Source organism: Bradyrhizobium sp. TM239 (assembly GCF_036247985.1).
GTDB lineage: Bacteria > Pseudomonadota > Alphaproteobacteria > Rhizobiales > Xanthobacteraceae > Bradyrhizobium > Bradyrhizobium ottawaense.
In genome coordinates this window covers 58109-80467 of sequence record NZ_BTIR01000007.1, presented here as the reverse complement: position 1 = coordinate 80467, position 22359 = coordinate 58109, and the positions used below count along the sequence as shown (strand labels likewise).

Here is a 22359-nt window from a genome sequence, read left to right as displayed (position 1 = left end):
GGACGAGCTTGACCAACCTGGGGTTGCTTTGGGTATGATCAGCATTACAAACAAATCGATCGCTTTGAATGACTTTAAGCGAGAGGACTCACGTGTCACATGTACACTTTTCTTGGCTCCACCTAACAGACCTACACGTTGGTATGGCTAATCAAGATTGGCTTTGGCCGACGCTTAAGACTTTGCTACTCGAAGATCTTGAAAAGATGCATTCGGTTGCAGGCGATTGGGATCTCGTCATATTTTCCGGCGACCTAACGCAGCGAGGCTCGCGGGCGGAATTTGATAAGCTAGATACTATCTTGAGCGATCTGTGGGGGCATTTCCACAAGCTCGGCTTCTCGCCAAGCCTCTTCACAATTCCCGGGAATCACGACGTTGCACGGCCGCGACTCGATTCCACCGTTCGAACCTTGAAGAGATGGTGGGAAGAAACGGACGTACAAGCAGAATTCTTCAGCAACTCTAGCAACGAATATCGCGGTTCCGTTGACGGAGTATTCTCCGAATACTGCTCTTGGCTCACAGGGAGCGTTGGTAAGACATTTGGGCTCCTAACCGGGCAAGCCGGCTTGCTCCCTGGAGATCAGTCGACCACAATCGAAAAAGGGGAACTACGTATCGGGCTTGTGGGATTAAACTCCACTTGGCTGCAGCTCGACGGAGATGATTACGAGGGGCGGCTCCATGTTGATGTCAAACAGCTGCTTGCCGTCACTTCTCAAGATCCCGACCAGTGGTGCAACCAGAACGACGCAAACCTACTGATAACGCATCATCCTAGTTCTTGGCTGCACGCTCAAAGCCGCAATCATTGGGAAAACGAGATCAATCCGCCAGGTCGCTTTTCTGCTCACATGTTCGGCCACATGCATCAGCCTTCCGCTTTGTCCGCAGGACAAGGCGGATCACCAAATCAAATTTCTCTTCAGGGAATATCGACCTTCGGTCTCGCAAAATCGAATGCGGGCTTTGACCGAAACCACGGTTACTCGATTGCCCGGTATGTACCAAGCTCGCCGGCTCTGAAAATTTGGCCCCGTCGACTTTATAAAAACATCGGTGCGGGAAACAACATTGGCCCCGAGATTGGCTTTCCACTTGAAATCGACAACTCCTTCACGATTGCCTTGCCGAGGTCGGGAAAAAAAGGAGCGCGATTCTCGCCCGAACCGTCTTCAACACTCAGTGACATTCCTCACTCTGGCACCCTCCGAGAGGCATTGCAGGATGTCGAATACTCTGTTCCTGCCCAAGCAGCTTCCTTCAAAACGCGAAACGTCGAACAAAGAGCGATGCTTGATGCTCTGCAAACAGACAGGGTCGTATGGCTGGTCACTGAGTGGGGCATGGGTGAAGACGCCTTCTTAGCTGCGGTCAGACGTCAGACCCCTTCAGCAGAAGCGCCAGTCTATCGATTAGATTTGAGTGAGTTCCGAAATCGGCGCCAACTATCCGAAGCGCTGAAGTCGCAGCTCAACTGCACATTCGAACGACTATGCCAACTCCTTGCGGAATCTGGCCCCTGCTGGCTTCTACTCGACAACATCTCGCAACTGCCCACAACCATCGAAGACACCTCAAATTACAAAAATGATATTGAAGAGCTTGCAGCACTGCTGATTGACTATTGCCCCAAACTCCTACTTATATTGCGAAGCCGACGCAGCTTGATCTCGTCAAAATTGCGCACGATCGAAATCAAGGCATTCGACGAAGTCGATGTTCGAAGTTACGTTCGCGATCACGAACTGGGAAGCCCGGACCTCAACAACGCGACAGCCATCAGTCAAATAACTCGACACACTGACGGCATTCCCGCGAGAATTGATCGGGCCCTTTCTGAGCTACAGGTGGTCTCACTTTCCGATTTGGTCAGTGCAGACCTTGAATTTTCCCAATTGCCGTCGACTGACCATTCTCCTCGCGCGCTAGTAGAAACTGTACGCGATCTTGCGACAGCAAGAGATCCGGGAGCGCAAAGAGAATTCTCGCTACTAAAGGTCCTCACCCTGTTTCCGCAGGGTGAGACGCTTGCTCGCATTCGGCGCTTCCATCAGACGTATCAGTTTTTCCCCGCAAACGCAGCATCTCTTCGCGGTCGCGGCCTTGTCGACGTAGTTGCAACCCCCGGCCCCAACCTGGCAGGGTCCGATCAATCCGAGAAGCGCCTAAAAGTCTCTCTGCCTGTTCGAGAATGCACTTGGGAACACTTAGACCCCACTGAGCGCTTCGAACTAAATCGACGAGCAGCCGAAATCTATTTTGGCGCGAACTGGGCGCAGGGAGCATTCAAACCCGCAACCACCTATATCTTTGATCGCCCGAACTGCCCGTCGTCCGACATTTCGAACGCTAACACAATCTTGATACGGCTATTCAAGGAAGCAACCTCGCTCGCCGACAAGAACCTAATGACTAGAGTTCTCGGCCTAGCAAATTCGTATCTCCGCGCCCTCGCCCGGGGCGATCACTATCGAAGCGCCTCGGAATTTTGCAGCGACCTACTGCCACTAATTCCTTCGGAAGCATTTCGAGATAAGATTGCGTCAATCTCTGCGAGGTACGCCGCTGCACTTCGCATGACAGGGGACGACGTCAAAGCCAAATTGGTGATCGAGAAAATAATCGATCATTCATTCTCGAAAAGCGAAAAGCAAAGCTTACTAATCGACTTGGCGTTTTGCCATGAAGACCTAAAGGACTACGCGGCGGCTCGCGACGTTGCCAAGCAAATCATAGCAATCGACCCGAAATCTGAGGTGAGCTTGCAGGCGGAAAGTCTGTTGATCGAACTAGATGAAGATGACCCAGATCGACTTCAAAAGCTCGCATCCGTCGAGGCACGGGCGCGAAAGCGAGACGCCACGATAACAGCAAACAACATCGCAATCATTCGCGCGAGAGAAGGTGATAACGACGCGGGGCAAGCGCGAGAAATCCTTGCACCGATTATGGCGTCACGAAATAAGACCGACTCATACAATAAATTGAGAGCCGCAATCGAACTCGCTGAAATTTCCAAAGAAAACGGCGACTTCCTGAGTGAAGCTGAAATCATCTACCTGGTCGGCGCCTACCATTTCATCTTCAATGAACGACTGCCAGGCCTGTTTGATCGATGTCACGATGCGCTCTGGTGGATATTTGAAGCTAGGAAAGACTATAGGAATTTGCTCGTTCTGTTTCGTCACAGCTCATTATATTGGCGCCTAGCTGGCAACGAAAACCGCGAACACCGCTATGTCAAGCAGCTCGCTGCAAGCATCACAAAGGGACTCGCGAGTCAAATCACGGACATCGGGAGAGAGCTAGCCTACTACCAGATTCGCTCGTCTACAGTGTCAAGCAAGAACGCGTTTCCGAACAAGAAAGCGAACTAAGCTTGCGCCGCTGAACTCACCATCTAACCTTTCACTCGCAGGGAAACTAATTCGCCAGATACCGCTCGTAGCTCCCCGTTACCGGCTCGCTGGCGTCAACCTCGGGATCGAGCGTGTAGAGATCCTGCGCGCGGCCGATGCCGCGCAGCGCGTAGCGGCCGGTGGAGACGAGATAGCGGCGCCCAGTGGCATCGAGGCCCTTGTAGAATTCCGCCGATGCCAGCAGCTCGCGGTCGACCGAGCGGCTCATCGAGGCGATGCGGCTGACTTCGTTGACGGTCGGCCCGACCACGGTGAAGTCGAGCCGGTCCTCGCTGCCGATATTGCCGTAGAAGACCTCGCCGACATGCAGGCCGATATAGGCCGACGTCGTCGGGCGGCCATCGGCCTCCCGCCGCTTGTTCAGCGCCGCGACGTTCTTGCGGAACAGATGCTCGGCGCGGAGCGCAGCGCGCCGCGCGTCCGCCATGTCCTCACCCCAGAACATCGCGAGCACGCCGTCGCCGATCAGCTTGAGCACGTCGCCTCCGGCGTCGTGGATCGCGTCGATCACGGCCTGCGCATAGTCGTTGAGGAACGGGATGATCTCGTCGGGGCCGATGCTCTCGCTGATTCCGGTCGAGCCGCGCAGATCGGAGTACCACAGCACGGCGTTGATGCGCTCGGTGACGCCGCGCGAGATGCGCCCGCGCAGCACCTGTGCGGAGGCGTCGCGCCCGAGATAGACGCGCCCGAGCGTGCGCGCGATGTCGACCTGCTGCGCCGATTTGATCGCGAGGCCCAGCACCGGCACGAGATCGCGCAGCGCTTCCAGCTCGCCGTCGCTGAAGCCGCTGTCGCGGCGCGTGGTCCAGCAGGAATAGAGGCAGTCCATCAGACCCAGCGCGCCGTTCTCGCCGAAGCGGTGCACGAAGGCGAGATAGTGCTTGTGGCCTTTTTCGGCGAGCTCGCCGATCTGCGAGAAATCCATCGACGGCGCATCGGCGAGATCGATCACCATCTCGTCGTCGCCATTCTCGAGCATGTGGAAGAACACCGAGCGGCGCCAGCTCGCGGCGGCGTCGCCGTCGGCGGTCGAGCCGTATTCGAACGCGTCGCTCTCGTTGCTGGGCCGGTCGCTCCAGCGGAAGCCGCGGCCCTCGTAGATCGGATGCAGCGTGTCGATCACGACGAGCCCGCGCGACAGCTCCAGCCCTTCGGCGCAGCAGCGCTCGCAGAAGCCGCGGAGCAGGTCGATTTCGGGAAGGCCGGTGAGCCCCTGGCCGGTCAGCCAGTTCATCAGCGCAAGGCGCGAGGTCAATTGCATGCGCCATTATGGCGTGCATTCGTGACGAGCGGAAGGCCGCGCGAACGCTGCGCAACCAAGGCTCCCGTCCGCAGCAGGTCGAATATGCCGCAGCCGTGGTTGACGCGCTGTCGTTGCCGGCTGCAAATGGAACCGATGACACCGCCGACCAGAAATACGGGAATATGAGCCAGCGCCAGCTTCCGATCATCCTGGCGCTCGGCACCACGCAGACCCTGGCCTGGGCGTCCAGCTATTATCTGCCGGCGCTGATCGCCGATCCCATGGCGCGCGACCTCGGCGTCTCCTCCAACTGGATCTTTGGCGCGTTCTCTGCCTCGCTGGTGATCTCGGCGATGCTCGGCCCGCGCATCGGGCGGCAGATCGATCTCGTCGGCGGTCGGCAGGTGCTGTCGGCCTCGAACCTGACGATTGCCGCCGGCCTCGCGCTGCTCGGCTTCGCACACTCCGTTCCGGTGATGGTGTTCGCCTGGCTCGTGCTCGGTATCGGCATGGCGATGGGGCTCTACGACGCCGCCTTCGCCGCGCTGGGGCGCATCTACGGCACCGAGGCGCGCAGGCCCATCACGGGCATCACGCTGATGGCGGGCTTCGCCTCCACCGTCGGCTGGCCCCTCACCGCCTGGGGCCTGTCGCATATCGGCTGGCGCGAGACCTGCTTTGCCTGGGCGGCCGCCAACATCCTGATCGGCCTGCCGCTCAACTTCTTCATGCTCCCGACCATCAACGGCGCCAGGCAGGCGGCGGCGACGGCGGAAAAGCCGCATCTGCCGCTCGACCGCACCATGATCCTGCTCGCCTTCATCTTCGCGGCGGTGTGGACCGTCACCGGCGCCATGGCCGCGCATTTCCCGCGAATCCTCGAGACCACCGGGGCAACGCCGGTCGAGGCGATCGCGGCCGGCGCGCTGATCGGCCCGGCGCAAGTCGGCGCACGCATCCTGGAAGCCGGCTTCCTCAGCCGCTTCCATCCGCTGTGGTCGACCCGGCTCGCCTGCCTCACCCATCCGATCGGCGCGGTGATCGTTGCGATCTTCGGCGGCGCCGCGGCGAGCGCGTTCGCGCTGTTCCACGGCTCGGGCAACGGCATCTTGACGATCGCGCGCGGCACGCTGCCGCTGTCGATCTTCGGCCCGAAGGATTTCGGCTACCGTCTCGGCATCATCGGCGCCCCGGCACGCATGGCGCAGGCGGTGGCGCCGCTGGCCTTCGGCCTGCTGATCGACGTCATGGGCGCCAAGGTGCTGATCGTCTCCTCCGCGCTGAGCCTGTCGGCGCTGGCGGCGTTGTTCCTGATCCGCACCAGGCCGCGGCCGGATTGACCGTACAGCCGCTTTCGCGCACAAGCGGCCCATGAGCGAAGAGACCCGCCCGCCCCGCACGTTCAAAGGCCTGCTGCGCTGGGCAACCACCCCGCCGCAGGCCTGGGGCGTCTATCTCCTCGCCGTTCTCTTGATCTGGCTGGTCTCGTTCTATGCCGGCACGCTGAAGCCGAAGAAGACGCCGGAGGCGAGCCCGCCCGCAGTGACGGCACCGAAAGGCTGATCCGCCTCAGTCGTAAAACTCCGGCGCCAGCTTCTGGCTGTCGCGCTGGGCCTTGTCGTGGTTGATCCAGAGCTGCGCCTTCTCCCTGCCGAGGGTCTCGGCGATCTTCTGCATGGAGGCCGCGCTCTGGTCCTTGTCGACGTTCATGCTGGGGACGCGGCGGTTGTCCCAATTATCCCTGAAATGGACGGCATCACCCGACAGCACCACCGCGCCGGTCTTCGGCAGTTTCACCAGCAGCGACTGATGCCCGGGCGTGTGGCCGGGCGTCGCCAGGATGGTCACGCTGCCGTCGCCGAAGACGTCCTTGTCGCCCGTGAGCAGCTCGACCGGGTGCGAGGGCTTGAAGCGCGGCGCGTTGTTGGCACCCGGCCAGTCATATTCGGCCTTCTGCACGTAGAGCGTCGCCTGCGGGAACAGCTCGACATTGCCGGTGTGGTCCGGGTGCGTGTGCGAGACCGCCATCACCTTGACGTCGTCCGGTTTGACGCCGAGCTGTTCGAGCTGGGAAGCAAGCGTCTTCGGCCGGCGCCAGGTCACGGCCTTGGGATCGGCGGGCACAAGACCATTGGGCATGCTTGCGACGGAATCTGCGATCCCGGTGTCCCACAGGAACCAGCCCTTGCTGTGCTTGACGAGATAGCAGCTGTCGACGAAGTCCATCGTCTTGCCTTCGTTCAGGCCGGGCGTCCAGCGCGAGATATCACCTGCGGTGCCCTCGCCGCAGTTGAGCACGTAGAGCTTCTCGACGCCGGGCTTTTCCGATTGCGCCAGTGCCGCGGGGCTGGACAGAGCAAGTGCAGCGATGACGACGGCGAAGGCAATCCTGGGCATCATTGTTCCTCCCGTACAGCCATGCGAGCTGCGACCGAGGATCAACCCCGGCCGCGTCGCAGAATTCCGCTCGCGCGGCTCACGTCAATGCGGGCAGGTCTCCACCTCGATCGTGACGTGACTAAGGCCTTTCAATCCGGCAAGCCGCCGCTTGTAGACGGCCGGCTGCTTCGGCTTGTCCGACACCACCGAGAGCAGCACGGCGCAATGGCCGGGGCCGACCTGCCACAGATGCAGATCGGTGACGCGATCCTCACCAACCTCCATGCGCGCCCGGATCACCCGCTCCAGCTTCTCGTCGGCGCGCACGTCGAGCAGCACCGCGCCTGATGACTTGATCAGGCCGAGCGCCCAGCTGGCGATGACCACGCTGCCGATCAGGCCGACCGCCGGATCGGCCCAGACCCAGCCCGCATACATGGCGACGGCAAGAGCCGCGATCGCCAGCACCGAGGTCGCGGCATCGGCCATGACATGGACATAGGCCGCGCGAAGATTGTTGTCGTGATGGTGATGGCCGTGATGATCATGGTCGTGGTCATCATGCGCATGGCTGTGGCCGTGATCATGGCCGTGATGGTGATGATCGTGGCTGTCGCGCAGCAGCCACGCGCTGGCGAGATTGACGCACAGACCGAGGGCTGCCACCGTGATCGCCTCGCCATAGACGATCGGCACCGGATTGATCAGCCGCAGCACGCTCTCATAGGCGATCTCGACCGCGATCAGGCCGAGGATGATTGCGCTGGCGAAGGCGGCGAGATCGCCGAACTTGCCGGTGCCGAAGGTGAAATGCGCATTCCCCAGGTGCCGGCGCGCGAAGCGATAGGCGAAGGCGGCAATGCCGAGCGCGGCGGCATGCGTGCCCATGTGCCAGCCGTCGGCCAAGAGCGCCATCGAGCCGAACAGCGAGCCCGCCACGATTTCCCCGACCATCATGACCAGCGTCAGCACGACCACGAACCAGGTGCGCCGCTCGTTCTCGTCGTGCTTCTTGCCGAGGAAGGCGTGGTCGTGGGTCCATTGCTCGATGGAATGGGAATGCATCGGTTCAGATCTCCGGAATCTGCAAGGCCCCAATATAGGCTCCCGCAGCATATCTTTCTAACGTGAATTACCGGCCAAACCGGCGGTTGACAGGCTGACGCGGTTTCGCTGTAATCTGGGCCATGGGGATTTGAGCGATCTCCCCACGAGGCGACATGCCCAAGTATCGCGTCCCCCGGTTTTTGCGAGGACGCATCATGTCTACGTTCACGACCATATCATCTGACAAATTGGCACGGCTGATCGGCACGGCGAACGGCCCTGCCCTGATCGATGTGCGCACCGACGAGGATTTTGCCGCCGACCGGCGGCTGATCCCCGGCTCCATCAAGCTCAGCCACGACAATGTGACGGACTGGGGCGGCGACTTCGCCGGCCGCAGGGCCGTCGTCTCGTGCTTCCGCGGTGAGAAGCTCGCGCAGGGCACGGCGGCCTGGCTCCGCCAGCTCGGCGTGGAAGCCGAGACGCTGGAGGGCGGCTTCGAGGGCTGGAAGGCAGCCAAGCTGCCGCTGGTCGACGCTCGCAAGCTGCCGCCACGCGACGCCAAGGGGCGCACCGTCTGGGTGACGCGGGCGCGACCGAAGGTCGACCGCATCGCCTGCCCCTGGCTGATCCGCCGCTTCGTCGATCCCAATGCGGTGTTCCTGTATGTGACGCCGTCCGAGGTGGTCGCCGTCGGCGAGCGATTCAATGCGGCCCCCTTCGACATCGAGAACGTGTTCTGGAGCCACCGCGGCGAGCTCTGCACCTTCGACGTGATGATCGAGGAGTTCGGCATCGCGACGCCGCCTTTGCTGCGGCTGGCCACGCTGGTGCGCGGCGCCGACACCGCGCGGCCCGACCTCGCGCCGGAGGCGCCCGGCCTGCTCGCGGCCTCGCTCGGGCTGTCGCGGATGTATGACGACGACCTCGCACAGCTCGAGGCCGGCATGACGCTCTATGATGCCTTCTACCGCTGGTGCCGCGATGCCACGGCCGAGACCCACAACTGGCCGACCAACAAGGTGAAGGCTTGATGGACACCCGTATCGTTCAAGCTGGAGCTGATGCCGGTCACGGCATCAGCTTCGGTGAAGCCTTTCGCGTCTGGCTTCGCGTCGCCTGCCTGAGTTTCGGCGGGCCCGCGGGCCAGATCGCGGTGATGCATCGCATCCTGGTCGAGGAGAAGAACTGGATCTCCGAAGGCCGTTTCCTGCATGCGCTGAACTACTGCATGCTGCTGCCGGGACCGGAGGCCCAGCAGCTTGCCACTTATGTCGGCTGGCTGATGCATCGCACCGCCGGCGGGCTGATGGCGGGTGGGCTGTTCATCCTGCCCGGCATCATCGCCATCATGGGCCTCAGCTACGTCTACGCGATTTTCGGCAATGTCAGCTTCGTCGAGGCGCTGTTCTTCGGGCTCAAGGCCGCGGTACTCGCCATCGTCGTCGAGGCCGTGGTTCGCGTCGGCAAGCGCGCGCTGAAGAACCGCATCATGATCGCGCTCGCGGCCATCGCCTTCGTCGCGATCTTCTTCTTCGCCGTCCCCTTCCCGATCATCATCATCGCCGCCGGCCTCATCGGCTATGCCGGCGCGCGGAGCGGCCGTCCGGAATTCGCCCCGGCCGGTCACGGCCATGGCGGCAGCACGGCATTGATCGACAGCATGCTCGGCGAAGCCGTCCCCGAGCACGTGCGCCCCAACACCGCGCGCGCCATTCGCACCGGCGCGTTGTGGCTGGCGCTCTGGCTGGTGCCGGTGATCGTGTTGCTGCTCGCGCTCGGGCAAGCCAACGTGTTCAGCCAGATCGCGCTGTTCTTCTCGAAAATGTCGCTCGTCACCTTCGGTGGCGCCTACGCCGTGCTGGCCTATGTCGCCCAGCAGGCGGTCGAGCATTATCACTGGCTGAAGCCGCACGAGATGCTCGACGGGCTCGGCATGGCCGAGACCACGCCGGGCCCGCTGATCATGGTGCTGCAGTTCGTGGGCTTCATGGCCGCCTATCGCGATCCCGGCGGCCTGTCGCCCTTGCTCGCGGCGACGTATGGCGGCTTGCTCGCGACCTGGGTCACCTTCACGCCCTGCTTCCTCTGGATCTTCGTCGGCGCCCCCTACATCGAGCGCCTGCGCGGCAATACGGGCCTCGCCGGGGCGCTCGGTGCGATCACGGCCGCCGTCGTCGGCGTCATCCTCAACCTCTCGATCTGGTTCGCGCTGCACACCCTGTTCCGCGAGACCGTTCCGGTGCACGCCTTTCCGCTGGATTTCGACAGGCCGGTGCTGACCAGCGTCGATCTCCCCGCACTGGTGCTGGCAATCGCGGCGGCAACCGCGATCTTCCGGTTCAAGCTGGGGATGCTGACGGTGCTGGCGGGCTCATGCGCGGCCGGGGTGGCGCTGCGGATGGCGGGGGTGATTTGAGGCACGTACTCGTCGGTTCGTTGTGTCCGGTTTGCGGTTGGAAGGCGACATCGAAGCCGACGGAGTTCAGGCTACCTCCAAGCATCCCGCTCAGCCTTCGTCCGGCTCGCGCACGACCGGCGATTCGTCGGCTTGGTTCTCCTCCTCGTCTTGCTCTTCGTCCTCATCCTCTTCGTCGTCATCTTCTTCGTCGTCATCAGGATCTCGAGGCGGCATCGCGTTGCTCATAACCGCGAAGACATGCCAGTCGATCCTGGCGGGAACCAGCTCGGAGAGTACGGTCATGTTGTTGCTCCTCGGATGTGAGCCCTGGGGCACTTTACCCCTTTTTCGGCGAGGCAGGTGACCGAGATGGTTCGCGTGCGAGCCAGAGCTTCCTTCCAGAGCTCCCTTGGGGCATCTTTCTCGCGCTCGGCACGAGCCATAGCCGTTTTGTTTGAGCGTGAGCTTGGGCGCCAACCGGATCGTGCTGCCTTCCGGTCCGGGGCAGACTGAAAAGAGACAGCCAATCGGACGCTTTCCCGTCGATCCGCCACGAGCGGGCATGATGGCGCAGGTCCGGCAGTTCATTCGGAGCCAAGAGCCGCCCTTCCGCCAGATGCAGTTTGTCCCTTCTCGGCTCCGGGGGCATGCCCGAAACGGTATCAGCGTCGAGATCCTGATGCTAGATTTCCTGGGTCATACCGAACAGGAGGACGACATGCCTGATAGCGTCTACAAGGTCATAGAACTGGTCGGTACCAGCAGCGACTCGTGGGAGAAGGCGGCCGCCAATGCGGTCGAGCAAGCTGCGAAATCTCTCCGGGATCTTCGCGTTGCAGAGGTCATCAAGCTCGATATGCAACTGGATGAGAACGGAAAAGTTGAGGCCTATCGCGCCAAGCTCAACGTGTCGTTCAAGTTCGAGGGCTCCTGAGCCTCAGCACCTCGGCCCCACTTGCGGGGCGAGGATGGCTCATTGGAAAAGGCGCGCTGCGCGGTCCGCCCAACCGGGCGGTGTGAGCCATCCCGGAGTAGGCCCTAGTCCGACTGGGGCCGATGTGCTTTGATGCGTGGGGGCGTGTGGCGCGTGGTGGCCCCATGTACATGGTCATTCGCAAGTACGCCAAGGTTCGCTCGGTAGCGGACGCTGCTCGCCGCGCCAAGAGCGGCGTCGGCGAGATCCTGAGGCAATCGCACGGATTCAGATCTTACTACGTGCTGGATGCGGGCGACGGTGCTGGTATCGCTGTGATGATATTTGACGACCGCGAAAGCGCCAATGCAGCAAATGCCAAGATACTGGCGTTTGTTCAAGCAAGTCTACCTGACCTCGATCTTGGAGTTCCCGAAATCACAACTGGCGAGGTTTTGGTGCACATAGAGCCTAATGGGTCCTCGGGCATGAAGTAGCCGTAAACGCCGCCAGTTGCGTCGGAGCGCCGCCGTCTTGCTGATGTCATCGAATTTCGGACTCGCGCCTTGTAGCGAACCGAATGCGCCTCATTCATCCTCCCATGGTCATCGCACAGGGTGATCCCATGGGCGGTCCAATCGCGCCGTCAGATTCTCAAGTGCGCTACCTGGTTGGGTAGCAGAATGGCCGCAGGAGAAGCCGATCATGACTGACGATCAGGTCAATCTCGTCGTTCAGCACCTTTGCGAGCAATTGCACCTTGCGCTCCGATTGAAGAACAGCGAGGCACATCCACCAAATGCCAAGGATATTGGATTTGATGCTGCCTCTGTCAGAACTGTATTGCTGACCGGGTTGCGTTCGGCGGATGTCACGATCCGCCACGAGGCAGCCGGGACGAGCGAAGAACCACCGTGGTCCTGAACGCAAAACGAGGGACAGAAGCCCAGCGCCAACGTCTCAGTTGGAGGCGAAATGCGAAGAACTCGGGGGGAGCAGATCCAGTCCGCTATGCTTCACGGAGCGGACGTCAATCCGAGAGGGCTTCACTTCGCTGATGGGCCAGAAGGCGACATGCGGTTCGCCGTCAAGTGAAAGAGGCTGCCAACTGAGGCGGCCTCAATGCAGCAGCCTCTGCCGGAGCTTCCTGATGATCTCCCTGAGGTCAGCAGCGTATTCTTCAATGGCCTGCCGCACCTCATCCAGATGCGTCGGTCGAGGAGGTGGCGGCTTTGCTGAATCCGGCTTGTCGGATTGGTTCATGGTCCAGCGAACGGGCGGGACCAAGCGGGGCCATTGAGCTAAATCAAAGACCGATTGCGACGGCTACTTCGGCGGCTGCAATCTGGGCGAGTTTAGCCATTCGCTGATATGTGCGCCGGTCTCGGCTTGCCGCGCTTTGCGGATGGCGTGCTCGCGCTCGAAACCAGGCGGAAGCGATTTGGCTTCCTGACGGAGGCGTTGGGCTTGTTCGGCAAGGCGCTCTTCAAGGGACGAGGTTTGCTTGAGGCGGCGTCGCTGCATGGCACGGCTCCATTCCTGAGAGGAAGGCGGGAGCGCGTGATGGCGTTCTCATCACCGATAGATGCCCGAGGGACCGCGCGGTGACAGATTTTTTTAACACCTATGGCAGGCCGAAGACTGAGCAATTTTGACCAGCGCGCCATAAAGCGCCAGCGCTGCTGTCCTAATCAGGACACCCGCCAACTCGGCGAGCAAGTCCGGTGCGGCTAAGGGCCTATGTTTGGCGGAGGACGCGCGACCCAGAAACGAGTGCCGGCCAACAGGCGACGTGAATCACAATGGCAAATGAAACAAGCCGCCCAACTGAGGCGGCACTTACCCGGCTGGTGGGATCGCGTTGAGAAGCTGAGAAATGGCAGTGACAAGCTGCGCGGGCGCGAACGGCTTCGCCAACATGATGCTGTTAGGTACGCCCTTTGATGCCCAATCGTCTGCTTCGATGCCGCTCATGTAAACGACGGGAAAGTGGGGGTCGATCTCTCTGGCGTGTCGCGCGACCTCCCACCCGTCGATCTCACCGGGCTTCAGATTGATGTCCGTGACGAGCGCCCGGTATTTGCCCTCGGCCGCATCAAGTAGCTCAATGGCCTTTTCGCCGGACGGAGTTGCTACAGCCTCGAACCCGCCCTCGCTCAGGCAGTCTTCGACAAGGTTCTGAACAAGCTGGTCGTCTTCAACGACCAGGATAAAAAGCTGTTGGTTTTCCACTCGGGGACCTCAGTGCGCCGCAATAGGAGCGCAAGGGTACACGCGGAGAACAGACTATCGTTCCGGGGAAAGTGAGCAATATTGCTCACAATGAAATTGGGGCCACTAGGGTTAAAACACCCATCTTGAGAGAACAGACGGGGAAAGTGGAACAAAGCCGGACGCGAATGCCTCTCTGGGCGGCCTCGCAGATTCCCATGGTCTGCTTGAGGCCCCTGGTCGGCAGCTATTCGGAACAATGCTGTCTGGAAGCACTTGGCGCACTAGAGGTTGCCAATGCCCCGGTACTTTTTTGATGTCGAGGACGGCCACAGGCTTTTTGATTCATCGGGGTTTGTTTGCGACGACGATATCGCCGCAATCATCAGGGCGACGGTGCTGGCCATTGGCGTTTCACTTGATAAGCCCGAAGATAATCCTGAGCGTCGCATCGCAATAATCAGCGATGACGGACGTGAGATTGGCACCGTGCCCGTGTATTCAAGGCCGTCATACGAAAACCCGGCCCCATAAGGTGCAGCCGCTACGTCGGCGCGTGCAGTTGACCGTGAAGCCAGCCGGTTGTCCGTGGGGATTTCATCGGATCAACCAGATCGGCCACAAGCTGGTGGACGTCCTTGCACGCGGGGCACTCAAACGTCCGGATATCGAAGCCAAAGGGGCCGGGCGTAATCCGAGCCAGCACCGCTTCTGCTCGACACATAGGACATAGCGTTCGGGGATGGCGGAACATGTTGCACGCCTTGATCAGGCGGGAGCGTTACAGGACTCTCAGTCACCGGTAGTTGCCGTGGTGGGCGGTGATGGAACCCACTGTGGAACTGCCACTGGGCTCGGCGCTGGTCAGTATTGCTCACATGCCAAAAGAAACTATTAACGTGTCGTTAGTGAGTTAGGTCGCCGCCAGATTCAAATTAGGGCAATTGCTCGCAACCCCAGTGATCACGCGTCGAGGACGCTCGTCGCTATTGATCCTACGTGCTGCAGCACTCCCAGCTTGGTCGAATGTCCTCCTTGGGTCATTCGCGACGTTCGAGCGGCGCGCCTCGATCTACAGGCCGACTTCTTCAACACAAACGCCCAGAAGTGGACAGGCTTGAAATCATCATTAGGGGGCGTCCCTGAGACGACCCCAAACCCCATCAGCCATCGTCCGGGCCGGCGTTCATTCCCGCAAGCACCCGGTCGCGCAAGACTGTGGGGCAACGTTCGCCGCGCTGGGCTAGCTCGATGACTCTCGCGGCGATGGTCTCGCGAGCCCGCGCGTCGCCGTTGATATGAAGGTAATGGCAGACTTCCTCACAGGCCAGGGACATCGCCTCAATATCGTTGGGCTCGAATGCGCCGGCTGATACGAACGGAAGGATGACTCCCATAATTCAGCTCCTCTGTTACTGGGACGCCTTTTGGTTCGGCATCTCCATAACGAACGAGACTGCGCACATTTGGAGCCGAAGTCTGAGCTTTAGTGCTCACTTGGCCGCCGGCGAAACGTGCCACTACACTGCCACCGACATCCGGCCGGGTTTTCCTGACGTTCGGTTTGCCCTAGAATGTAAGCCAGTTGATAATTAAAGGCGGGAAGCGTGGCCAAGGCAACGAAGAAGCAGCCCTTCGACGTCCAGGAGTTCCTCCACACCGTGGCCTCGGGGAGGACCGTTTCAAACTATCGGAAGAATCGGAAGGTCTTCTCTCAGGGAGACGCCGGTGATGCGGTCTTCTACATTCAGGAGGGCAAGGTCAAGGTCTGCGTCGTCTCCGAGCAGGGCAAGGAGGCGGTCGTCGCGCTCCACGGAAATGGGGACTTCTTCGGTGAGAGCTGCCTAAATGGGCATCCGCTGCGGGTGGCGACGGTCGTGACGGTGACGGAGTGCGTCATCATGCGGCTCGAAAAGGCAGCTATCGTGCGTGTGCTTCATGACGAGCCGAAGTTCTCTGAGATGTTCATGGCTCACCTGTTGTCTAGGAACGCCCGAGTCGAGGAGGACTTGGTCGACCAACTTTTTAATTCCAGTGAGAAGCGTCTGGCGAGGGTGCTCCTCTTGATGGCGAACTTCGGCAAGGAGAGTAAGCCAGAGCCGGTCATAGCGAAGATAAGCCAAGAGACACTCGCGGAGATGGTCGGGACCACCAGGTCGCGCGTCAGCATGTTCATGAACAAGTTCCGCAAGCTTGGGTTCATCAAATACAACGGATCACTGGAGGTCCATAATTCCCTGCTGAACGTGGTCTTGCACGACAGTCCTCACCTAAGAAAGCGTGCCGAAAAGGAAAAATGAATTGAACCTGCTCGGACGTTGCCCCTCTGGTCTAGCTGTCGCACCAGCGTGGGGTCATCTAGCCGGCTTGTGAACCTGACAGCCTCACGACCGCTACGGGTCACAAGCCGTCAATGGCGACCAAGCGGAACGACTTCCGCTTTACCCTTAGAAGCTGCCATTCGCGAATACCCGTCCTCAAAAAAAGCTCGTCGCAGCGCGCCCGTCGGGCAAAACAGCCGCGCCATTTCGGTCACGTCGCCTGTCAAGCCCCACGCCACAAAATATTCCACTTTACCGAAATTCGGATTTGTCGTACAAACTGATCACCCTGGCCCGAGACGAGGGGCGGATCGCGATCGTCACGAACCGCGGGCTGGGCAGCGATGGACGCGACGGCGTCGGGCACGATGGGCATTGCAGGGCGGGACACCGTGAGCAATGGCTGTCGCGCATACGACACGACGCTGACAGCGTCTTCGCATGGCTTCGGGGGCGAGCACACGCCACCCCTCGGATTCCCAGCGAGGACGTGCGCGGACGGAGAAGTCGTGTGGTCCTGACGCCCGGGGTCTGTGCGTCAAGTCTTGCGGTGATGTGGCGGCCCGACCGGGCGCGCGCATCAGCTATCCGCTAGGCGACGGGGGCAATAGTGCATCGCTCCCCGAGGAGAGCACGAAGGACACCGTTAAAACCATTCGCGCAGGGAAGGCCGGGCGACCGGCATCACCTGTGGTCCACCCCGTGTGCATTTCTGTCGCGCACGGATCTCGGGTGCCGCCGGCGCCCGGCCTTCCCTGCGCCCTCGTCTTTGCGGGCGCCGCACATGAAGCAAAACTCGGGCGGGACGCGCCGCGGGAAGGCGAACGTACGTCTGCTGTTGGAAATGTCCATTGACGTGACGGTGGCCTGACCTCACCCGCGGTGTCGTCGCCCGGCTTGACCGGGCGACCCAGTATCCCAGAGGCAATCGTGACGGATAAAAGAAGCCGCGGCGTACTGGATGCCCCGGTCAAGCCGGGGCATGACACCGGTGTTGTGACGCCCTGCGCCTCCCTCAACTCCGCTACCGCATCATCATCCGCGCGATCGCTTCGCCGATCACCACCGTGGTGAAATGCGTGTTGGCGCGGCAGTCGGACGGCATGATCGAGGCGTCGGCGACACGCAAGCCGGAGATGCCCTTCACCCCACCATCAGGATTGACCACGCCGTCGGCGTCATTGACACCGCTCATGCGGCAGCTGCCGGCGGCGTGCTGGATGTCGCCGGTCTCACGGCGCAGCACGGCGTCGAGCTCGTGATCCGGCAGGCAGGCCGCCTGCGGCAGCGTCAAGTCGGTGTCGGCGAGCCGGATCCAGTCGGCGATGCCTGACAGCGCCGGCTGGGACGTGATCACCGCGAGCCGCTTCACCGCGTCCCTCATGCGCAGCATGTCGCGGGGATCGGCCAGCATGTTCTCCTCGACGATTGGATCGATCGCGGGATCGGTCGAGGCCAATTTGAGCATGCCACGGGAGTACGCGTTGAACAGGCCCGCGCCGATCGCCCCGGGCACCCCGATGCCGCGATGGTTGAAAGCGATCAGGATCATGTCGCGCTTGCCGCCGTCCGCAAGGCCCGAGGAATAAGTCACGCAGCAATTGGTGTGACGGGTGTCGGGATCGGTCGGCCGCAGATTTTCGCGGAGCTGGATCGTGGCGCGAAACAGCGGATGGTCGAAGAAGTGGCGGCCGACCGGCAAATCGCGCGCGACCGCAATTCCCATCGCCTTCAACTCGTCGGCGGGGCCAATGCCCGAGCGCAGCAGGATCGCCGGACTGTGGATGGCACCGGCGCAGAGCACGATCTGCCGGGCGCTGATCTCGTGGGTGCCCTGCCCTTCGATGAGAACGCGGACGCCGGTGGCGCGGCCGTCACTGATCAGGACGCGGTCGACCAGCACATGGCCGCGAATCTCCAGATTGGCGCGGCTGCGCGCGGGCTCCAGATAACCCTCATTGGTGCTGATACGGCGGCTGTCACGGCTGTTGATGGGATAGCAGGCAACGCCCTCGCCATCGGGACCGTTGAGGTCGGCACACCAGGGATAGCCGCTCGCGAGCGCCGCATCGCGCAAGCCGCGGTCGATCGGCCCCCATTTTTCAAGAGGCGCGCGATAGACCGGCAGCGGTCCGCCGCGGCCATGGCCTGCAGCCCCACCAAATTCGAGATCGTCCTCGATCACCGAGAAGAGCGGCATCACTTCCTTCGCCGACCAGCCGGTGCAGCCATTGGCGGCCCATTCGTCGAACGCGTCGGCAACGCCGCGGATGGCGATCTGGCCGTTCATCATCGAGGAGCCGCCGAGCCCCTTGCCGCGCCAGTAGAAGCGCGGCTCCTGCCCCGCCACCCGGCGGGACAGGAGATCGGGCCATTGCCATTTCTCCTGGTACTCGCGCTTGTGGATGATCGGGATCGGATTCGGCGTCCGCACCTCCCAGGGCGCATCATCGGCGCGCCAGTCGAGCCCCGCCTCCAGCAGCAGGACGCGCCGCGCAGGATCCTCTGACAGCCGGGCCGCAACAGCCGCGCCGGCGGAACCGCCGCCGACAACAATGACATCGTACATCGCGTTAGGTCTCAACGGAGAATACCGGGATGGCCGATGATATCAGCAGGATGGCATTTGGACAGTGGCGCTTTCGCCGCGCGTCATTGCGAGGAGCGAAGCGACGAAGCAATCCAGCCTGCCGCCGCGGAAAGATTCTGGATTGCACCCGCCTTCGCCAAAGGCTTCGGCGGACAAGTCGCTTCGCTCGCAATGACGGCGGAAAGACAGGTGCTCGCTGCACACCGTCTCGTGCCCCGGACGCAGCGCAGCGCCCCCGGCGATGCGAAGCATCGTCCGGTGCGGTGCGCTGCAGAGCCGGGGCCCATGTCTCCGAACAATCCGTGCAGCGTGGGTCCCGGCTCTGCGCAGCAACGCCAAGAGCGTTGCAGCGCGTCCGGGACACGAGGCCGCCCTACCCGATCACCCGGCCGAACTTGTTCGACTTCGGGAAACCCTTCGGCGGCAGGCGGCCGGCATCGGCGCGGGTGCCCTGCCACTCCGCAAGCTCCTTCATGGTCGCGGAGAACTCGCGGCCGGCAGAATCCTTCCAGGTCAGGCCCGCCTTGGCCTCGAACACGGCAACGTCCGAGAGACCGCCGTCCTTGTACTTCTGCAGGCGGACGCCGCGGCCGCGGGCCATCTCCGGCACCTGGTCGAGCGGGAAGACCAGCATCTTGCGGTTCTCGCCGATGACCGCGACGGTATCGCCCAGCACTTCGGTAACCGTGCGCGCCTCGTTCGGCATGTCGACGTTGAGGACCTGCTTGCCCTTTTTGGTGGTGCCGACGCAATCGTCCTCGTTGACCACAAAACCCTGGCCCTCGTGGCTGGCGACCAGGAATTTGCGGCCGCCCTTGTTGACGAACAGCGCGACGGGCGCCGCCTCCTGCTCGAGGTCGATGAACAGGCGGATCGGCTCGCCGTGGCCGCGGCCACCGGGAAGCTTGGCGACATCGAGCGAGTAGAACTTGCCGTTGGTGGCGAACAGCAGCAGCTTCGAGGTGGTTTCGGCGAAGAAGGCGAAGCCGAGCTTGTCGTCCTGCTTGAAGGCCAGCCCCGAGAGATCCTCGACATGGCCCTTCATGGTGCGGATCCAGCCCTTGTCGGAGACCACGACCGTCACCGGCTCGCGCTCGACGAAGGCCTCCTCGATCGCGGCAAGATCGTGCTCGGGCGCGTCGGCGAAGGTGGTGCGGCGCTTGCCGAGCGGCGTCTTCGGTCCGAACATGTCGCGGACCTTGCCGACCTGCTCGCCGACCTTCTTCCACTGCTCGGCTTCCGAGGCGAGCACCGCGTTGATGCCCTTGAGCTCGGCACGGAGATTCTTGTCCTCGGTGCGGATCTCCATTTCCTCGAGCTTGCGCAAGGAGCGCAGGCGCATGTTGAGGATGGCTTCGGCCTGCACCTCGGTGAGCTTGAACGCTTTCATCAACGCCGGCTTCGGCTCATCCTGAGTGCGGATGATCCTGATCACCTCGTCGATGTTCAGATAGGCGATCAGGAGGCCGCCGAGGACTTCCAGCCGGTGCTCGATCTGCGCCTTGCGGTAGTTGCTGCGGCGGATCAGGACGTCGCGCAGATGGTCGAGCCATTCGCGCAAGCACTCCGCCAGCCCCACCACCTTGGGCACGCGGCCCTTGATCAGCACGTTGAGGTTCAGCGGGATCTTGTTTTCGAGCTCGGTGAGACGGAACAGCGATTCCATCATCAGCGCCGGATCGACGTTCTTCGATTTCGGCTCGATCACGATGCGGACGTCTTCGGCCGATTCGTCCCTGATGTCGCCGACCAGCGGCAGCTTCTTCTGGTCGAGCAGCTCGGCGACCTTCTCGATCAGCCGCGACTTCTGCACCAGGAAGGGAATCTCGGTGACGACGACGACCCAGGCGCCTCGCGCGCCCTCCTCCTGCTCCCACCGCGCGCGGACGCGGAACGAGCCGCGGCCGGTCGTGTAGGCTTCGGCGATGGCCTGCTTGGAATCGACGCAGATGCCGCCGGTCGGGAAATCGGGACCCTTGACCCACCTCATCAGCGCCTTGGACTTGGCGTCGGGCTTCTCGATCAGATGCAGCGCGGCTTCGCAAAGCTCGGCCGCATTGTGCGGCGGGATCGAGGTCGCCATGCCGACCGCGATGCCCTGCGCACCGTTGGCGAGCAGGTTCGGGAAGCCGCCGGGCAGCACGACCGGCTCCTTCGACTGGCCGTCGTAATTGGCGCGGAACTCGACGCCGTCCTCGTCGATGCCTTCGAGCAGAAGCCGCGCGACGTCGGTCATGCGCGCTTCGGTGTAGCGGTAGGCGGCCGGGTTATCGCCGTCGATGTTGCCGAAATTGCCCTGGCCGTCGACCAGCGGATAGCGCGAGGAGAAGTCCTGCGCGAGGCGGACCATGGCGTCGTAGATGGCCTGGTCGCCGTGCGGATGGAACGAGCCCATCACGTCGCCGACGATCTTGGCGGATTTCTTGAAGGCTGTGCCGGGGTCGAGCCTGAGCAGGCGCATGCCGTAGAGGATGCGCCGGTGAACCGGCTTCAGGCCGTCGCGCGCGTCGGGCAGCGCGCGGTGCATGATGGTGGAGAGCGCATAGGCGAGATAGCGCTCCTCGAGCGCTTCACGCAGCGGCACTTCGTGGATTTCGGCCGGCTCTTGCGGCGGAATCAATCGTTTTCCCATGCCGCCCGGTTAAACCGTGGAAGCGAATCGGGCAAGGATGGATTGGTTCCCTGTGGGCGGCTACTGCCCGGCCCAGCCGGCTGTCACAGTCGGGGTCTTGGTCTGGGCAGGCGCCGGCGTATTGGCCACACAACGGCGGGCCGCCTCGATCTCGGCCTCGGTCGCGCCGTGGGACCGCGCCCATGTCTCTGCGGCTGCAGCGGAATATTTGGCCACATAGTACCGGACGACCGTGCAGGATGCCCGGCGAAACACGCCGGGTTGCGGCTCGCCCGCCATTGCGTCCGGCGCAAATGTGAACAGCGCTGCCGACAGCGCAAATCCCCTGATCAACATTTAGGCTGTCCCCGTTATGGAACCTGGGGAGGCCAACGCGACCGGCCCGATTCCGTTCCGGGGGAACTCCATGTTCAAAGGGGGGGGCAGAGTCCCGCTCGGCTCATGGCGCAGGAATCGCCACCTTCGCCTGCTGCCGTATCAAGGCGTTGATGAAGCCGGCACGCGCGTCGGAATGGCCCAGTCCACGCGGCTCCAGCACATGGCGCAGCAGGAACAGGCCGGTCAGTCGAAAGCCGTCCTGGAGATCCTGCTCGGTAAGGTCGGTTGCGGCTTCGCCCCGGCGCAGGAACGGCGGCAGGCGCAACAGGCGGTCACGCCACGGCTCGCCGGCGCCGCGCGACACTGCGCCGCCGGACTTCGGCGAGACATAGATCAGGTCCGTGGTCTCGCCGGTGACCGCACAGTTTTCCAGGGCCAGCCCGAAGCCGAGCTCGGCGAGCATCGCCAGCTCGAAATGGATCACGTGCACGGCGGCGCCGCCGATGTCGTCGAAATCGTCGAGCGAATGCTCGAGCAGCGCAAAGATCTCCTCATGTGGATCGCGCTCCGGCAAGAGGCGCGCAATCGAGGCGAGATGGGTGACTCCGTAGACGCCGTGGGAAGATCCCAGAAGCGTCGCCGCGCGCAGCTTCAATCCCTCGATGGCGTAGGTGCCGAGATGCTCGTCGAGCCGCGCCCGCCACACCGCGCTGACGCTGTTGCCCGGCTGCAGCAAGGGCCGCATCCGCGAGCCGGCGCCGCCGCGGACGAGACCGAGATGCCGGCCGTGCACGCGGGTCAGGAGCTCGACGATGGCGCTGGATTCGCCATGCCGCCGCACCCCCAGCACGATGCCTTCGTCGGTCCATTCCATGG

Annotated in this window: 21 protein-coding genes; 10 read left to right on the top strand and 11 right to left on the bottom strand. The window is 62.2% G+C overall.

Annotated features, from left to right (window positions below):
• Positions 1-68 precede the first annotated feature (68 nt).
• Entirely contained in the window at positions 69-3383 is a 3315-nt protein-coding gene (locus AABA84_RS12945; protein WP_338312235.1) for a metallophosphoesterase, read from the top strand.
• Positions 3384-3429: 46 nt separating this feature from the next.
• Here AABA84_RS12945 and AABA84_RS12940 read toward each other — a convergent pair whose 3' ends face one another.
• Entirely contained in the window at positions 3430-4689 is a 1260-nt protein-coding gene (locus AABA84_RS12940) for an adenylate/guanylate cyclase domain-containing protein (RefSeq protein ID WP_338312234.1), read from the bottom strand.
• Positions 4690-4853: 164 nt separating this feature from the next.
• On the opposite strand from AABA84_RS12940, the gene AABA84_RS12935 reads away from it, so the two are divergent.
• Both AABA84_RS12935 and AABA84_RS12930 read left to right on the top strand, forming a co-directional pair.
• Positions 4854-6011: an MFS transporter gene (locus AABA84_RS12935; RefSeq protein ID WP_338312283.1), complete on the top strand. Its 1158-nt coding sequence runs from the start codon at positions 4854-4856 to the stop codon at positions 6009-6011.
• Between the two features lie 31 nt (positions 6012-6042).
• On the top strand, positions 6043-6234 hold the full coding sequence (locus AABA84_RS12930; RefSeq protein WP_212244913.1) for a hypothetical protein: 192 nt from the start codon (positions 6043-6045) through the stop codon (positions 6232-6234).
• 6 nt (positions 6235-6240) lie between these two features.
• Here the strand turns inward: AABA84_RS12930 and AABA84_RS12925 are convergent, their stop codons facing one another.
• Complete coding sequence (locus AABA84_RS12925; protein WP_338312233.1) at positions 6241-7071, bottom strand: N-acyl homoserine lactonase family protein; 831 nt, start codon at positions 7069-7071, stop codon at positions 6241-6243.
• 81 nt (positions 7072-7152) lie between these two features.
• On the bottom strand, positions 7153-8115 hold the full coding sequence (gene dmeF, locus AABA84_RS12920; RefSeq protein ID WP_338312232.1) for a CDF family Co(II)/Ni(II) efflux transporter DmeF: 963 nt from the start codon (positions 8113-8115) through the stop codon (positions 7153-7155).
• A gap of 197 nt (positions 8116-8312) precedes the next feature.
• Here dmeF and AABA84_RS12915 point away from each other — a divergent pair, with 197 nt between their 5' ends.
• Together AABA84_RS12915 and chrA are read left to right on the top strand one after the other, a co-directional pair.
• Entirely contained in the window at positions 8313-9131 is an 819-nt protein-coding gene (locus AABA84_RS12915; RefSeq protein WP_212244925.1) for a chromate resistance protein ChrB domain-containing protein, read from the top strand.
• Positions 9131-10516 (top strand): chromate efflux transporter, encoded by a 1386-nt coding sequence (gene chrA, locus AABA84_RS12910; protein ID WP_338312231.1) that lies wholly within the window; start codon positions 9131-9133, stop codon positions 10514-10516. The genes AABA84_RS12915 and chrA overlap by 1 nt, the downstream gene beginning before the upstream one ends.
• A 90-nt stretch (positions 10517-10606) precedes the next feature.
• Here chrA and AABA84_RS12905 read toward each other — a convergent pair whose 3' ends face one another.
• Positions 10607-10801 carry a hypothetical protein gene (locus AABA84_RS12905; protein WP_212244935.1) on the bottom strand — a complete coding sequence of 65 codons (195 nt, stop codon included), beginning with the start codon at positions 10799-10801 and terminating at the stop codon, positions 10607-10609.
• Between the two features lie 259 nt (positions 10802-11060).
• Here AABA84_RS12905 and AABA84_RS12900 point away from each other — a divergent pair, with 259 nt between their 5' ends.
• The 3 genes from AABA84_RS12900 to AABA84_RS12890 all read left to right on the top strand — a co-directional run bounded on the left by AABA84_RS12900 (position 11061) and on the right by AABA84_RS12890 (position 12335).
• Positions 11061-11432: a dodecin family protein gene (locus AABA84_RS12900; protein WP_338312230.1), complete on the top strand. Its 372-nt coding sequence runs from the start codon at positions 11061-11063 to the stop codon at positions 11430-11432.
• 164 nt (positions 11433-11596) lie between these two features.
• Positions 11597-11908, top strand: a complete 312-nt coding sequence (locus AABA84_RS12895) for a hypothetical protein (protein ID WP_212244938.1) — start codon at positions 11597-11599, stop codon at positions 11906-11908.
• Positions 11909-12116: 208 nt separating this feature from the next.
• Entirely contained in the window at positions 12117-12335 is a 219-nt protein-coding gene (locus AABA84_RS12890) for a hypothetical protein (RefSeq protein WP_212244940.1), read from the top strand.
• Between the two features lie 402 nt (positions 12336-12737).
• On the opposite strand, the gene AABA84_RS12885 is transcribed toward AABA84_RS12890, so the two are convergent.
• Positions 12738-12935, bottom strand: a complete 198-nt coding sequence (locus tag AABA84_RS12885) for a hypothetical protein (protein WP_212244942.1) — start codon at positions 12933-12935, stop codon at positions 12738-12740.
• A gap of 315 nt (positions 12936-13250) precedes the next feature.
• Positions 13251-13643 carry a response regulator transcription factor gene (locus tag AABA84_RS12880; protein WP_212244944.1) on the bottom strand — a complete coding sequence of 131 codons (393 nt, stop codon included), beginning with the start codon at positions 13641-13643 and terminating at the stop codon, positions 13251-13253.
• Between the two features lie 276 nt (positions 13644-13919).
• Between AABA84_RS12880 and AABA84_RS12875 the strand changes: the two genes are divergently transcribed.
• On the top strand, positions 13920-14156 hold the full coding sequence (locus tag AABA84_RS12875) for a DUF6894 family protein (RefSeq protein WP_212244946.1): 237 nt from the start codon (positions 13920-13922) through the stop codon (positions 14154-14156).
• Positions 14157-14785: 629 nt separating this feature from the next.
• On the opposite strand, the gene AABA84_RS12870 is transcribed toward AABA84_RS12875, so the two are convergent.
• The gene (locus AABA84_RS12870; protein ID WP_212244948.1) at positions 14786-15019 is read right to left on the bottom strand and encodes a hypothetical protein; all 234 of its coding nucleotides are present in this window, start codon (positions 15017-15019) and stop codon (positions 14786-14788) included.
• A gap of 210 nt (positions 15020-15229) precedes the next feature.
• Here AABA84_RS12870 and AABA84_RS12865 point away from each other — a divergent pair, with 210 nt between their 5' ends.
• Entirely contained in the window at positions 15230-15922 is a 693-nt protein-coding gene (locus AABA84_RS12865) for a Crp/Fnr family transcriptional regulator (RefSeq protein WP_212244950.1), read from the top strand.
• Between the two features lie 1045 nt (positions 15923-16967).
• Here the strand turns inward: AABA84_RS12865 and AABA84_RS12860 are convergent.
• From AABA84_RS12860 to recO, 4 genes are all read right to left on the bottom strand, one after another.
• Complete coding sequence (locus tag AABA84_RS12860; protein WP_338312229.1) at positions 16968-18512, bottom strand: GMC family oxidoreductase; 1545 nt, start codon at positions 18510-18512, stop codon at positions 16968-16970.
• A 394-nt stretch (positions 18513-18906) separates the two neighbouring features.
• Positions 18907-21165 (bottom strand): DNA topoisomerase IV subunit A, encoded by a 2259-nt coding sequence (gene parC / locus AABA84_RS12855; RefSeq protein ID WP_338312228.1) that lies wholly within the window; start codon positions 21163-21165, stop codon positions 18907-18909.
• A gap of 60 nt (positions 21166-21225) precedes the next feature.
• The gene (locus AABA84_RS12850; RefSeq protein ID WP_212244961.1) at positions 21226-21501 is read right to left on the bottom strand and encodes a hypothetical protein; all 276 of its coding nucleotides are present in this window, start codon (positions 21499-21501) and stop codon (positions 21226-21228) included.
• Between the two features lie 103 nt (positions 21502-21604).
• Positions 21605-22357 carry a DNA repair protein RecO gene (gene recO / locus AABA84_RS12845; RefSeq protein ID WP_338312227.1) on the bottom strand — a complete coding sequence of 251 codons (753 nt, stop codon included), beginning with the start codon at positions 22355-22357 and terminating at the stop codon, positions 21605-21607.
• Positions 22358-22359: the final 2 nt, after the last annotated feature.